Here is a 12,311-nt window from a genome sequence, read left to right as displayed (position 1 = left end):
ACTCCCGGCGCACTAGCCAGTAACCTACGGTTGCGTAGGTTATGGTGGAGGCATGTCCGCAGATCTCGTAGCCGCTGTGAAGCCCCACCTTCGGGGCTGGATCCACACCGTCACGGCACCGCTGGCGCTGATCGCCGGCGCGGTCCTCATCTGGGTCGCCCCGAGCGACAAGGCCAAGATCGCCGCGCTGATCTTCGTCCTGACCGCCGTCCAGCTCTTCGGGACGTCCGCGATCTACCACCGCGGGCACTGGAGCCCCCGGGTCCATCAGGTGCTCAAGCGGCTGGACCACGCCAACATCTTCTTGATCATCGCGGGGTCCTACACGCCGTTCGCCGCGCTGCTGCTCGAGGAGGGCACCGCCCGGACGCTGCTGTGGATCGTCTGGGCGGGCGCGCTCGCCGGCATGGCCTTCCGCGTCTTCTGGGTGCACGCGCCGCGCTGGCTCTACACCCCGATGTATGTCGCCCTCGGCTGGGTGGCCGTGTTCTACTTCGCGCCCCTGGCCAAGACCGGTGGCCCGCTCGTGATGACCCTGCTCACCGTCGGCGGGGTGCTCTACACGCTCGGGGCCGTGGTCTACGGGCTGCGCCGACCCGACCCCGCGCCGAAGTGGTTCGGCTTCCACGAGATCTTCCACGTGTTCACGGTGCTCGCGTTCCTCGCGCACTTCACCGCGGTGTCGCTGATCGTCGTCGGCTCACCCGCCCTGGCCTGACGGGCCGCGCCCGCTACGACCGGGGCTGCCGCTGCTCCTCGGTCGTGCCCGCCTCGAGCGCGGCCTGCGCCTCCTCCTCCGCGCGCTGCTGCCAGGCGACGCGACGCAGGTGTCCGTTCATCGAGCGGACCAGGAAGTACAGCGCGATGGCGAGCACGAAGAAGGCCACGAAGGCCGCGAAGCCAGGGCCGATCAGGGAGTACTCGGTGTTGGTAGGTCCTCCGGGATTCACGACGCCTCCTGGGAGTCGGTGGGGCGCTCGGACGTGTCGTCCGAGTCGATGGAGTCGCGGGCAGCGCTGCTGGCGCTGGGGGTGCTGCTGGCGGTGGTGCTGCGCCGGGTGAACACCGCGGCCGGGTCCTCGGCCGGCTCGACCCGACCGTCGTAGGCCACCTCGAGGTCGGTGCGCCGGGCCAGGGCCGAGGCGTCGATGTCCCGCAGACCGGCGAACAGGTCGTCCTCGCCGGGCTCGACCGGCACGTAGGACAGGGCCGCCTCGAAGTCGTCGGTCGGCCAGATCTGCTCCTGGATCGCGAGCGGCACCTTGAACCAGGTGCCCTCGGGGTCGACCTGGGTCGCATGCGCGAGCAGCGCCCGGTCGCGGGTCGGGAAGTACTCGGCGCAAGGCACCCGGGTCGTGATCGTGCGCTCGGGGCGGTCGCGCCAGCGGTCCAGCCAGTCAGCGTAGGGCGACTCGAGCCCGGCCGCGATCATCGCCTCGTGGAACGCCACGATACGGGCGTGCGTGAAGGTCTGGTTGTAGTAGATCTTGAGCGGCTGCCAGTGCTCGCCCGCGTGCGGGAAGCGCTCGGGGTCGCCGGCCGCGTCGAACGCCGCCATGGACACCACGTGACACTGGATGTGGTCCGGGTGGGGGTAGCCGCCGAGCTCGTCGTAGGTCGTCATCACGTGCGGGCGGAACTCGCGCACCACACGCACCAAGGCTTCGGTAGACACCTCGAGCGGCTCCAGCGCGAAGCACCCGTCCGGGAGCGGCGGCAGCGGGTCGCCCTCGGGCAGCCCCGAGTCGACGAAGCCCAGCCACTGGTGCTCGATCCCGAGGATCTCCTTGGCGCGGGCCATCTCCTCGCGACGCACCTGCGGGAGGTTGCGCTGGATGTGCACGTCGTCCTTCAACGCCTCGTTGAGCACGTCGCCGCGCTCGCCCCCGGTGCACGACACGACGAGCACCTCGACCCCCTCGGCGACGTACTTGGCCATCATGGCCGCACCCTTGCTCGACTCGTCGTCGGGGTGAGCGTGCACACACATCAGCCGGAGCGTCTCGCCCACGGAACCACCCATCCTTGCGTCCGTCACCGGGACTTGCCCGGGACCGTGCCGATGTCCTCGTGACATCGGCTGAATCGTCTGTCGACCGTGCGGTCGGTCCGCCCCCACCCGTCGATGGTGTGCCGCCGCGGGGTGCACCCACGGGGCAGGCACCCACACGAGATACGGTGGGAGGGCACTGCCGTTCATTGTGCCCCTGCAGACCCGCCCACGTCGAAAGACCCCCGTGACCACGCCGAGCGCTCCCCCGCCTTCCACGTCGCACCCCTCCGACGAGGAGGGCCTGTCGATCGACGAGCAGGAGGCGCTGGTCGAGGACGCCGAGCGTCGGTCGCTGTTCACCCGCGCCAACCGCAAGTGGTGGGTGATTGGCGGGATCCTGATCGGGGCGTTCGTGGCGCTCTGCATCGTGTGGGGCTACTCGATGGCCAAGGACAACATCGACTACAACACCGTGGGCTACACCATCGACTCGGACTCCCAGGTGACCATCCAGTACCAGGTGGAGCGCCCCGTCGGCCGCGCCGTGACCTGTCAGCTGCGCGCCATGAACGGCGGCTTCCTCACCGTGGGCTCGCTCGACATCACGGTGCCCGCGGACGCACCGGCCCAGGTGCAGTCCAAGGCGGTGCTGCGCACGACCTCCCGCGCCGTGACCGGCACGGTGAAGGTGTGCTCCTACGCCGACGCCGGCTGACCCGCGGGCGAGCGCCCGGCGACGGCTGGGTGGGACGACGAGGTACACTGGTGGTTTATTCGCTGTGCGGGTCCAGATGGTGACGTGAGGTTCACCGCCTGGACCTGCTTGTTTGGTACTGACCACGTCAGCAAGGAGAAGACCGTGACCGAGACGACCGCTTCGGCGAGCTTCCTGACCCAGGAGGCCTACGACCGCCTCAAGGCAGAGCTCGAAGAGCTCTCCGGCCCGGGCCGCACCGACATCGCCAAGCGCATCGAGGCCGCTCGCGAAGAGGGCGATCTGAAGGAGAACGGCGGCTACCACGCCGCCAAGGAGGAGCAGGGCAAGATGGAGGCCCGCATCCGCCAGCTCACCCAGCTGCTCGAGAGTGCCAAGGTGGGCGAGAAGCCGGCGGACGACGGCATCGTCGAGCCCGGCATGGTCGTGACCGTCGACCTGCTCGGCGACGACCTGACCTTCCTGCTCGGCTCCCGCGAGATCGCCGGTGACGCCGACCTCGAGGTCTACTCCGAGAAGTCCCCGCTCGGTGCCGCCATCAACGGCAAGAAGAAGGGCGACTCGGCCTCCTACGAGGCCCCCAACGGCAAGACGATCACGGTGAAGATCAAGGACGCCAAGCCGTACAACGGCTGAGCGACAGCCCGGTGAGGACACGACCGAGCGCCAGCGAGGGAGGCCCGGAGCCGGGCGCGGAGCTCAGCCCGAGAACGCGCTGAGCGACAGGCCAAACAGTGGCAGTCTGCTCGTCAGATGTGACGTGCAGACTGCCACTGTCTTTGCGTGCACCCCGATCGGCGGCTACCCGAGCAGGCCGGCGGCGACGCGGCGGGCGGCGGCCGCGTCCACGTCGGCCAGCAGACCGACGGCCGCCAACCGGTAGTCCCGATCGACCACCGCCCGGGCAGCTCGCGGCAGGCGCCAGCCACCGGCGGTGTCGGACAGCACCGCGCCGAGCACCGCCTCGCCCAACCCGTCCGGTCCGTGCCGCAGCGCACCCCCGGAGCCCACCACGAGCCCCACGTCGGCGAGCGGCCGATCCGGGCGGGCATGTCGCCGCACGGCCACCACCGCGCAGGCGCGGGCGAGCTCCCGGTCGCACGCCCGCTCGTCGGCGGACGCCGGCAGCCGGCCTGGTTCGGCGGCCACCTGCTCCGCCCAGTCAGCCAGCGCCCAGGCACCCACCCCTGGAGCCGCCAGCTCTACGGCCTCGGCCCGGGCCGCGTCGAGGACGGTCGCGGCCGACCAGCGCAGGCCGAGATCACCCTCGACGGTGCGCATCGACCACAGCGGCGCGACGACCTCCTTGCGCAAGGTGGCGTCCTCGCCGCTCGGCTCGATCACGGAGTAGACATCGGTGGTCGCGCCTCCGACGTCGACGACCAGCACGTCGCACCCGGCGACCTCGGCGAGCACCTGCACCCCGCGCAGCACCGCGTCAGGGGTGGCCGCGCGCACCAGCTGCCCGAAGCGCCGGCCCCGCGACAGCCCCTTGCCACCGATGACGTGCTGCACGAACGCCTCGCGGATGGCTTCGCGGGCGGGCTCCGCGGCGATCACCCCGATGCGGGGCAGCACGTTCGCCACCACCTGGTAGACCCTGCCGGTCGCCGCGAGCGCCTCCCCCACCTGCCGCGCTGCGTGGGCGTTGCCGGCGACGACCACCGGGGCCGTGATGCGTGCCCGAGCCAGAGCAAAGGCGTTGTGCAGCAACACTTCTGAGTTGCTGCCGTCCGTGCCGCCGACCAGCAGCACGATGTCGGGACGGGTTGCCCGAAGCTCTCGGACGCCGGCCGGGTCGAGGGGGCCACCGGTCACCGAGACGACCTTGGCGCCCGAGCAGAGACCGACCCGGCGGCCCGCCTCGGCGGTCACCAGCGGCTCGTGCCCGACCACCGCCAGCCGCAGCCCGCCCCCGGCGCTCGAGCACACCAGCGGGTCCGCGATCGACGTGTCCCCAGAGGCGCCGCCACCCGCGGCACCCGCCGACGCCACCACCGCGTCGAGCCCCTCGAGCACGTCGGTGGCCGACGTGGTCGGCTCGCTGACGCAGGCGAGGACGGCGCCGGTGGACGGGTCGACGAGGACGCCCTTGGTCCAGGTCGAGCCGACGTCGACGGCGAGCACCCGTTGCACGCAGGCGAGACTACAAGTCGCGTGCCGGCCGGGCGCTCTACGATCGGCGCATGCCCGGGACCCAGCGCAGCGTGACCTTGCGGTTCATGGCCGCGCCGACCGACGGCAACGTCCGCGGCCGGGTGGGCGGCGGCAAGATGCTGGAGTGGATCGACAAGGCCGGCTACGCGTGCGCGGCGGGGTGGTCGGGGACCTACTGCGTGACCGCGTACGTCGGCAACATCCACTTCACCCGCCCGGTCGAGGTGGGCGACATCGTCGAGGTCGAGGCCCGGGTGGTGCACACCGGCCGCACGTCGATGCACGTCGTGTGCACCGTCTCCAGCGGCGACCCGCGCGACGGTGAGCTGACGCCGAGCACCCAGTGCCTGCTGATCTTCGTGTCGGTGGGCGAGGACGGTCGCCCCATCCCGGTGGCACCCTGGTCGCCCCAGGACGACTGGGAGCGCACCGAGCAGGAGCGCGCGATCCGGCTGATGGGGGTGCGCCAGGACATCGAGGCCGACATGGAGCGCCAGCACTACACGGACGCCACCGAGTCGTGCCGCGAGACGCTGCGGTTCATGGCGGCGCCGACCGACGTCAACTGGGGCGGCAAGGTCCACGGCGGCATCGTGATGCGCTGGATCGACGAGGCCGCCTCCCTGGTCGCCTCGCGCTGGCACGGCGGTCCGTCGGTCGCGGTCTACGCCGGCGGGGTGCGGTTCTACCGGCCGTTGCTGATCGGGCACCTGGTCGAGGTCGAGGCGCGGCTGATCTACACGGGCCACTCGTCGATGCACATCTCAGTGCACGTGCGCTCCGGCGACCCCAAGACCGGCGAGATGGCCGCCACCACGCACTGCACGATGGTGCTCGTGGCCCTCGACGACGACTGGCACAAGGTCCACGTCCGCTCCTGGAACCCCCGGCTCGAGGAGGACCTCGCCCTGCAGGAGCACGCGAAGAAGCAGATCGACATCCGTGAGAGCCTGCGGCGCCCCTTGCCGGTAGCCCGTCCGCACGCCGACGGGGAGTCCCCCACCTCTGCGCCGGCGGAATCCTCGACCGCCTCGAGGCGTTGACGAGGGCGTGAACCTCGACCAGATCTTCGGCCTCCGCCCCACCCCGCGCATGGTGAGCCGTGAGGAGGCACTGCCCGGTCAGTCCCACCCCGTCCCGGTCGCCGAGCGACACCTGGTGCTCGACGCGCCGCTCGCCGGGCCGTTCCCCGAGGGGAGCGAGACGCTCTACCTCGCCGGTGGGTGCTTCTGGGGGCTGGAGCGGATCATGTGGAAGGTCCCCGGCGTGATCTCGACCGCCGTGGGCTACACGGGCGGCTACACCCCGAACCCGACCTACGAGCAGACCTGCACCGGCCGGACCGGGCACACCGAGAGTGTCCAGGTGGTCTACGACCCGCAGCAGGTGAGCGCCGAGCGGCTGATCGCCACCCTGTTCGAGAACCACGACCCCACGACGGCCAACCGCCAGGGCAACGACGTCGGCACGCAGTACCGCTCGGCGATCTACTGGACCACGGACGCCCAGGGCGAGGCGGCTCGCCGGACCCGCGACGCCTTCCAGCAGGTGCTCGACGACCGCAACCTCGGCACCATCACCACCGAGCTGCGCCCGATGTCCGAGGCCGGGCCGTTCTACTACGCCGAGGACTACCACCAGCAGTACCTCGCCAAGAACCCGGGTGGCTACTGCAACCATGGCCCCAACGGCCTGACCTGCCCCGTCGGCATCGTCCGGCAGGACGAGCTGCCCGCCCAGACCGACGTCGAGCCGCCCCGGTAGCCGAGGGGTTGCGCTCGGCCGCTGAGCCGAGTCTGGACTCCCGCCGAGTCGCCGCCCGGGGCTGGACCCCTTCGAGACTGCAGATGTCGGACACGACACGCCGATGTGGCGTCCGACATCTGCAGTCTCGATGCCTGGGGGCTGGGGTGTGGCGGGCGGCCCTGGTCCGTGACCGTTCGGAGCCATTGAGGGCAACAACTAGTCACAGTATGTAGCCATTTGCGCGATCAGCCGGTTACGCTACGTGAGTCTTTGTCACTCTACGTAGAGGATTTGCCGTGGCTTCCCCCGCCCACCGCACCAGCTCGACGTCCACCGTCACGTTCAGCAGCTCCCCACCCGTCACGCCCTTCAAGGCCCAGACCGACGGGGTCCACCAGGCCCCACAGCCCAGCACCCGCCGCGGCCGGGCAACGGTCGGCCTCGCCCTGGCCGCGACACTGGTGCCGGCGGCCACCGTCGCAGCGGCGCCCAGCGCCCAGGCCGCGCCGAGCCGGTACGCCCCGGGCACGAGCATCTCGGCCAGCCAGTCCCAGCAGGTGCTGGTCGCCGACCGGACCTCGGGCACCCGCGGCACGTGGGCGCGCTACGAGTGGCGCGGCAACGCGACCGGCTGGGTGCGCGTCAACGGGACCTCGGCCGCCGTGTTCGGCAAGGGCGGCGTGGTGTCCGGCACGATCCGCAAGCAGGGCACCAACACGACGCCCGCGGGCACGTACTCGCTGAAGTACGCGTTCGGCGCGGGCAACCCGGGCACGAAGATGGGCTACCGCACCATCGGCGGCTGCTCGTACTGGGTGCAGTCGAACGAGCCCGACTACAACCGCTGGCGGGAGAGCTGCGCCACGCCGCCGCGCTCGGGCGAGCGGCTCGCGAGCTACGTCGGGCGGCTCTACCGGCAGGCCGTGGTCATCGGCTACAACTACGACCGGCCGGTCTACGGGAAGGGCTCGGGCATCTTCTTGCACTACGCGACGTCCTACACCGGCGGCTGCGTGGGCCTGACCAGCATGACCGAGCTGACCCGCACGGTGCAGTGGCTCGACCCGGGCAAGAACCCGCTGATCGTCATCAAGGCGTAGCCCGCGCACCTCGCCCTCTGCGGCAGGTCCGACTCCCGGCTGGGCGACTACGGCTGGGTGACGACGTCGGAGGCGGGCGGGGCGGTGATCGACACCGGCTGACCCCAGCGCGAGATCGCGTAGGTCACGGTTGACCCGCCCTGCCCGGACTCCATGCGACGCAACAGCTTCGAGCCGTCCAGCCAGACCAGCGAGCTCGTGGTCGAGGTGGTGGCGGCCGAGGTCGGGGCAGGCGAGCTCGGGTCGTTCGCCGCGCCGGTGGTGGGGTTGACCCGCGTGACGAGGGCGTACTTGTCCAGGCTCTCCCCGCCCACCGACTCGGTGCCGAGGGACTCGACCGAGACGAGGTTGGCCTTGAGCTGCTCCAGCGAGGTGTCGAGCGAGAGCGCCCCGAGCGCCTTGACCTGCTCGGCCACCGGGCCGGTCGCGGTCCGTGGGTCGATCTTGAGGTAGCGCTCGTCGCCCTGGGTCCCGCCGAGGTAGAACACTCCCCCCACGAGAAGCAGACGCACCGGGTTGCCCCCGGCCGGCGTGAGCCGTAGGTCCATCGCGTTGGTCGCGAGGTCCGCGTCGGCGGTGAACGACACCCGGGCCGAGCCCGTGCTGTCCCCCTGCAGGTGGTAGGTCTTGGCCTGCTGCATGGCCGCGATCATCGCGTCGACGAAGGCGTCCTTCTCCACCATCGACGAGCGGGAGCAGCCCGCCGCCGAGACGGTGAGCAGCACGGCGAGCAGGGCCGCGAGCAGGGGGGTGAGTGGTGGCGTGCATGGCGCAGGGCGCAAGGCAGTGAGCCGGCGCCGCGGGTCGAGGGTCGAGACGCCGCGCGGCACGACCGCGCGCGGCCCAAGCTGCACGCGCGGCCCGCGTGACCCGCGCGGCACGACCGCGCGCTCCACGTCCGGCGTGGCTCGCCGCCACATACGCCCACCCCTCGCCCTGTCGTCCACCCCAACGCCCACCACGTCGTGCTGTGTCTTGCCGTCCGTGCCTTCCGTGCCGTCCAGCCCACCCAGTCCAGTCCCACCCAGTCCAGTCCCACGCGGTCCAGTCCCGCCACGCCCCACCGCGTGCGTCGCGAGCCCGAAGGCTCGTCCCCGAAATGACCGATATGCGAAGGAACCTAGCGCACCCGCCTGGGTCGCGTCCGCCGAAGGCTACGCCTGCGTCAGCTTCGACCGCAGCGTCGACAGCCGCTGCGCCAGCCCGGCCTGCTCCACCCCCGCCTCGGTCGCGTCGAAGCAGGTGACGAGCAGCTGGTCGAGCAGCACGGCGGGCCCGAGATCGGGCAGCTCGCGAACCGGCCGCCCCTGTCGAGCCGCCGTCTCGTCGGCGAGCTCCTGGGCCAGCCGGCGCAGGCCGGGAGCGGCAGCCAGGGCACGGTCTACGGGCAGGTCGCGCCAGCGGCGCGCGACCCGGTCGAGCTCGGTGCGCACGAGGTCGTGCGGCTCGGCGGCGGGCATGGCCCCAGCCTAGCCAGCCCGCACACGCGACGAGGGGCCGTCCGGTCGGACGGCCCCTCGCGACTGCGTGGTGCAGGTGGTGCCTGTGGTGCTTGTGGTGTGACTGACGTCAGTCGCGCGTGATGGCGATGAGACGCAGGATCTCGATGTAGAGCCACACCAGGGTGACGATGAGCCCGTGGGCCAGCAACCAGGAGTACTTCTCGGGAGCGCCGGCGCGCACGGCCCGGTCGATCGAGTCGAAGTCCATCGCCAGCGAGAACGCGGCCAGACCGATCGCGAACAGCGAGATGAGCGGGCCGATGCCGGTGCCGAAGGCGCCCCAGCCGCCGCCGAAGCCGGCGAACGCGAAGCCGAGGTTGATCAGCGCGAAGATGAAGTAGCCGAGGATGGCCATCCCCATCATCCGGCGGAACTTGTTGGTGACCTTGATGAAGCCCAGCTTGTAGCCGGCGAACATCGCGAGGAAGACCGAGATCGTCGCGACCACGGCGGTCGGCACGGCGCCGTCCCAGCGGGCCTCGAAGAACTGGCTGACGGCACCGACGAACGCACCCTCGAGCACCGCGTAGAGCACGATGAGCGGGACGCTCACGACCTTCTTGAACGCGATGACGAAGCCGAGCGCCAGGGTGCCGAACATGCCACCCATCCACAGCGCGAGGCCGGTGCTGCCGGTGGCGTCGCCCGCGGAGACGAACCATGCGGCGGCGGCCGTGACGAGCACGATCGCGAACAGGCCGAGGGCCTTCATCACGACGTCGTCCATGGTGAGCCGGCGGCTCTGGACGTTGGTGGCGGACGGCTGGGAGTACAGGTCCTGCAGCTGGGCGGCGGACAGGTCCTGCGGGCCGGCGGCGTTGCCACGACGGTCGAAGCCGGCGTAGCCGCGGGCGGCCTCCTTGTCGAGGCGGTTGAAGATCGGGTTCTGGGCCATGGTGCCCCTTCTGGAAGAGCGGTGGTGGTCGCACAGACGCGACGCGTCGTTCACGAGGGTAGACGCCAGCAGCGCTGGGTTTGTTCCCCTCCTTGGGACCCAGCGCATCATTGTTATCTGAAAGATCTCTGAGGCGGACACGCCGTGGCTGGGGTCGCGGTGGTCGACGCCCGGGAGGTGTGCAGACGCGAAGGAAACCGAGAGGTGCGCAGGAACGCGTGAGACGCTGGGGTCCGGGAAGGCTGCGCCTCACCGTTTCGTGCGCATGTCACGGGTTCGTGCGCGGATTCGGCCCGCCCGTGACGTCCCTGTCGACTCCTCGGTGGACTCCGCGGTGGTCAACGGGCCGGCGGGTGCCCCCGACGGGACTCGAACCCGCACTCGAGCGCTTTTAAGGCGCCTGCCTCTGCCGATTGGGCTACGGGGGCCCGGTCAGCATACTGACCAGACCCCCGTAGACCGTGCTCAGCGGCCCCAGCCGGGCCTCGCCCGACCCGAACCGCCAGGTCAGCCCCGGTGCGCCCGGTAGTACTCGATCAGCCCCCGCGTGGAGGGGTCCTGCTTGGCGAGCGCGTCGGCGTCGCCCTCGATGGCGGGGCCGACGGCGATGGCGAGCTTCTTGCCGAGCTCGACGCCCCACTGGTCGAACGAGTCGATGCCCCAGACGACGCCCTGGGTGAAGGTGATGTGCTCGTAGAGCGCGATCAGCTGGCCGAGGACCGACGGGGTGAGCGACGGCGCCATGATCGACGTGGACGGGCGGTTGCCGGGGAACACTCGCGCCGACACCAGCGACTCGTCGGTGCCCTCGGCGCGGACCTCGTCGGCGGTCTTGCCGAACGCGAGCGCCGCCGTCTGGGCAAAGAAGTTGGCGAGGAACAGCTCGTGCACGTCCTGCGCGCCGTCCTTCAGCGGGTGCGCGGGGTTGGCGAACGCAATGAAGTCGGTCGGCACGATGCGGGTGCCCTGGTGGATGAGCTGGTAGAACGCGTGCTGGCCGTTGGTGCCCGGCTCGCCCCAGAAGACCTCGCCGGTCTCGGTGGTGACCGGGCTGCCGTCCCAGCGGACGCTCTTGCCGTTGGACTCCATGGTCAGCTGCTGCAGGTAGGCCGGGAAGCGGTGCAGATACTGCGAGTAGGGCAGCACGGCGTGGGTGTGCGCGCCGAGGAAGTTGACGTCCCACACGTTGAGCAGCCCCATGAGGGCGGGCACGTTGCGCTCGAGCGGCGTGGTGCGGAAGTGCTCGTCCATGGCGTGCATGCCGGCGAGGAACTCCGCGAACCGCTCCGGCCCGATGGCGACCGCGACGCTGGTGCCGACGGCGGAGCCTACGGAGTAGCGACCGCCCACCCAGTCCCAGAAGCCGAACGTGTTGGCCGGGTCGATGCCGAACTCCGCGACCTTCTCCAGCGCCGTCGACACCGCGACGAAGTGCTTGGAGATCGCCTTCAGCTGCGCCTCGGCGTCACCCTCGGGGACGGCCGCGGCCGCGACCAGCCCGTCCAGCAGCCAGCTCTTCGCGAGCCGGGCGTTGGTGAGGGTCTCCAGCGTCGTGAACGTCTTGGACACGACGATGAACAGCGTCTCCTCGGGGTCGAGGTAGGCGGTCTTCTCGAACAGGTCGGTCGGATCGATGTTGGAGATGAAGCGCAGCTCCAGCCCCTCCTGGCCGTACGGCCGCAGGGCTTCGTAGACCATGACCGGTCCGAGGTCGGAGCCGCCGATGCCGATGTTGACGACCGCACGGATCCGCTTGCCGGTCACGCCGCGCCACTCGCCCGAGCGCACCCGCTCCGCGAACGCGTAGATCTTGTCGAGCTCGGCGTGCACGTCCGGGACGACGTCGTGGCCATCGACCTCGATGTGCTGGTCGGGCGTCGCGCGCAGGGCCGTGTGCAGGACGGCGCGGCCCTCGGTGACGTTGATCTTCTCGCCGGCGAACATCGCGGCGCGGCGGCCCTCGAGGTCGACCGCGCGACCGAGCGCGACCAGGTCGGCGACGATCTTGTCGTCGATGAGGTTCTTGGACAGGTCCACGTGCAGGTCGGCGGCGTCGAAGCTCAGCCGCTCGGCCCGCTCCGGGTCGTCGGCGAACCAGCCGCGCAGGTCCGGCTCGAGCTGGTCGTAGTCCTGCTGCAGGTCCGCCCAGGCGGTGGTCGTGGTGGGGTCGACGGGCGCGGTCATGGCGAGCGTTCCTCCGCAG

At 70.8% G+C, this 12,311-nt stretch carries 13 protein-coding genes and 1 tRNA gene; 6 read left to right on the top strand and 8 right to left on the bottom strand.

From position 1 onward, the window contains the following. Positions 1-52: 52 nt before the first annotated feature. Positions 53-718, top strand: coding sequence for a PAQR family membrane homeostasis protein TrhA (gene trhA / locus MM440_RS09960; RefSeq protein WP_241444142.1), 666 nt, complete (start codon positions 53-55; stop codon positions 716-718). Between the two features lie 13 nt (positions 719-731). Here the strand turns inward: trhA and MM440_RS09955 are convergent, their stop codons facing one another. Next, the gene (locus MM440_RS09955; protein ID WP_241444141.1) at positions 732-950 is read right to left on the bottom strand and encodes a hypothetical protein; all 219 of its coding nucleotides are present in this window, start codon (positions 948-950) and stop codon (positions 732-734) included. Further along, entirely contained in the window at positions 947-1,990 is a 1,044-nt protein-coding gene (mca, locus tag MM440_RS09950; protein ID WP_241444140.1) for a mycothiol conjugate amidase Mca, read from the bottom strand. Before mca ends, MM440_RS09955 begins: the two co-directional genes overlap by 4 nt. 247 nt (positions 1,991-2,237) lie before the next feature. Here mca and MM440_RS09945 point away from each other — a divergent pair, with 247 nt between their 5' ends. Beyond that, positions 2,238-2,708 (top strand): DUF4307 domain-containing protein, encoded by a 471-nt coding sequence (locus MM440_RS09945; RefSeq protein WP_241444139.1) that lies wholly within the window; start codon positions 2,238-2,240, stop codon positions 2,706-2,708. A gap of 144 nt (positions 2,709-2,852) precedes the next feature. Continuing rightward, on the top strand, positions 2,853-3,344 hold the full coding sequence (gene greA, locus MM440_RS09940) for a transcription elongation factor GreA (protein WP_241444138.1): 492 nt from the start codon (positions 2,853-2,855) through the stop codon (positions 3,342-3,344). Positions 3,345-3,509: 165 nt separating this feature from the next. Here greA and MM440_RS09935 read toward each other — a convergent pair whose 3' ends face one another. Continuing rightward, a complete protein-coding gene (locus MM440_RS09935; RefSeq protein WP_241444137.1) occupies positions 3,510-4,844 on the bottom strand; it encodes a glutamate mutase L in 1,335 nt (444 codons plus the stop codon). Positions 4,845-4,894: 50 nt separating this feature from the next. On the opposite strand from MM440_RS09935, the gene MM440_RS09930 reads away from it, so the two are divergent. From MM440_RS09930 to MM440_RS09920, 3 genes are all read left to right on the top strand, one after another. Continuing rightward, entirely contained in the window at positions 4,895-5,908 is a 1,014-nt protein-coding gene (locus MM440_RS09930) for an acyl-CoA thioesterase (RefSeq protein WP_241444136.1), read from the top strand. Between the two features lie 49 nt (positions 5,909-5,957). After that, positions 5,958-6,629 (top strand): peptide-methionine (S)-S-oxide reductase MsrA, encoded by a 672-nt coding sequence (gene msrA / locus MM440_RS09925; RefSeq protein WP_241444233.1) that lies wholly within the window; start codon positions 5,958-5,960, stop codon positions 6,627-6,629. 278 nt (positions 6,630-6,907) lie between these two features. Continuing rightward, a complete protein-coding gene (locus MM440_RS09920) occupies positions 6,908-7,711 on the top strand; it encodes a L,D-transpeptidase family protein (RefSeq protein ID WP_241444135.1) in 804 nt (267 codons plus the stop codon). 47 nt (positions 7,712-7,758) lie between these two features. On the opposite strand, the gene MM440_RS09915 is transcribed toward MM440_RS09920, so the two are convergent. The 5 genes from MM440_RS09915 to pgi form a co-directional block, all read right to left on the bottom strand. Continuing rightward, positions 7,759-8,565, bottom strand: coding sequence for a hypothetical protein (locus tag MM440_RS09915; protein ID WP_241444134.1), 807 nt, complete (start codon positions 8,563-8,565; stop codon positions 7,759-7,761). A 300-nt stretch (positions 8,566-8,865) separates the two neighbouring features. After that, positions 8,866-9,171 carry a hypothetical protein gene (locus MM440_RS09910; RefSeq protein WP_241444133.1) on the bottom strand — a complete coding sequence of 102 codons (306 nt, stop codon included), beginning with the start codon at positions 9,169-9,171 and terminating at the stop codon, positions 8,866-8,868. 109 nt (positions 9,172-9,280) lie between these two features. Then, positions 9,281-10,108 (bottom strand): Bax inhibitor-1/YccA family protein, encoded by an 828-nt coding sequence (locus tag MM440_RS09905; RefSeq protein ID WP_241444132.1) that lies wholly within the window; start codon positions 10,106-10,108, stop codon positions 9,281-9,283. Between the two features lie 354 nt (positions 10,109-10,462). Further along, positions 10,463-10,536 (bottom strand) — tRNA-Leu (locus tag MM440_RS09900). Between the two features lie 79 nt (positions 10,537-10,615). After that, complete coding sequence (pgi, locus tag MM440_RS09895; protein ID WP_241444131.1) at positions 10,616-12,292, bottom strand: glucose-6-phosphate isomerase; 1,677 nt, start codon at positions 12,290-12,292, stop codon at positions 10,616-10,618. Between the last annotated feature and the right edge of the window lie 19 nt (positions 12,293-12,311).

The sequence above is a fragment of the Arsenicicoccus piscis genome, assembly GCF_022568835.1.
Lineage (GTDB): Bacteria > Actinomycetota > Actinomycetes > Actinomycetales > Dermatophilaceae > Arsenicicoccus > Arsenicicoccus piscis.
Note: the sequence above shows the minus strand (reverse complement) of the source record. Positions and strands in the feature narration are given on the sequence as shown.

Bases quoted from the DNA above. Each gene is read 5' to 3' on its own strand.
- trhA (WP_241444142.1), top strand. From the start codon at position 53: ATGTCCGCAGATCTCGTAGCCGCTGTGAAGCCCCACCTTCGGGGCTGG.
- mca (WP_241444140.1), bottom strand. From the start codon at position 1,990: ATGTGTGTGCACGCTCACCCCGACGACGAGTCGAGCAAGGGTGCGGCC.
- MM440_RS09930 (WP_241444136.1), top strand. From the start codon at position 4,895: ATGCCCGGGACCCAGCGCAGCGTGACCTTGCGGTTCATGGCCGCGCCG.
- msrA (WP_241444233.1), top strand. From the start codon at position 5,958: ATGGTGAGCCGTGAGGAGGCACTGCCCGGTCAGTCCCACCCCGTCCCG.
- MM440_RS09910 (WP_241444133.1), bottom strand. From the start codon at position 9,171: ATGCCCGCCGCCGAGCCGCACGACCTCGTGCGCACCGAGCTCGACCGG.
- MM440_RS09905 (WP_241444132.1), bottom strand. From the start codon at position 10,108: ATGGCCCAGAACCCGATCTTCAACCGCCTCGACAAGGAGGCCGCCCGC.
- pgi (WP_241444131.1), bottom strand. From the start codon at position 12,292: ATGACCGCGCCCGTCGACCCCACCACGACCACCGCCTGGGCGGACCTG.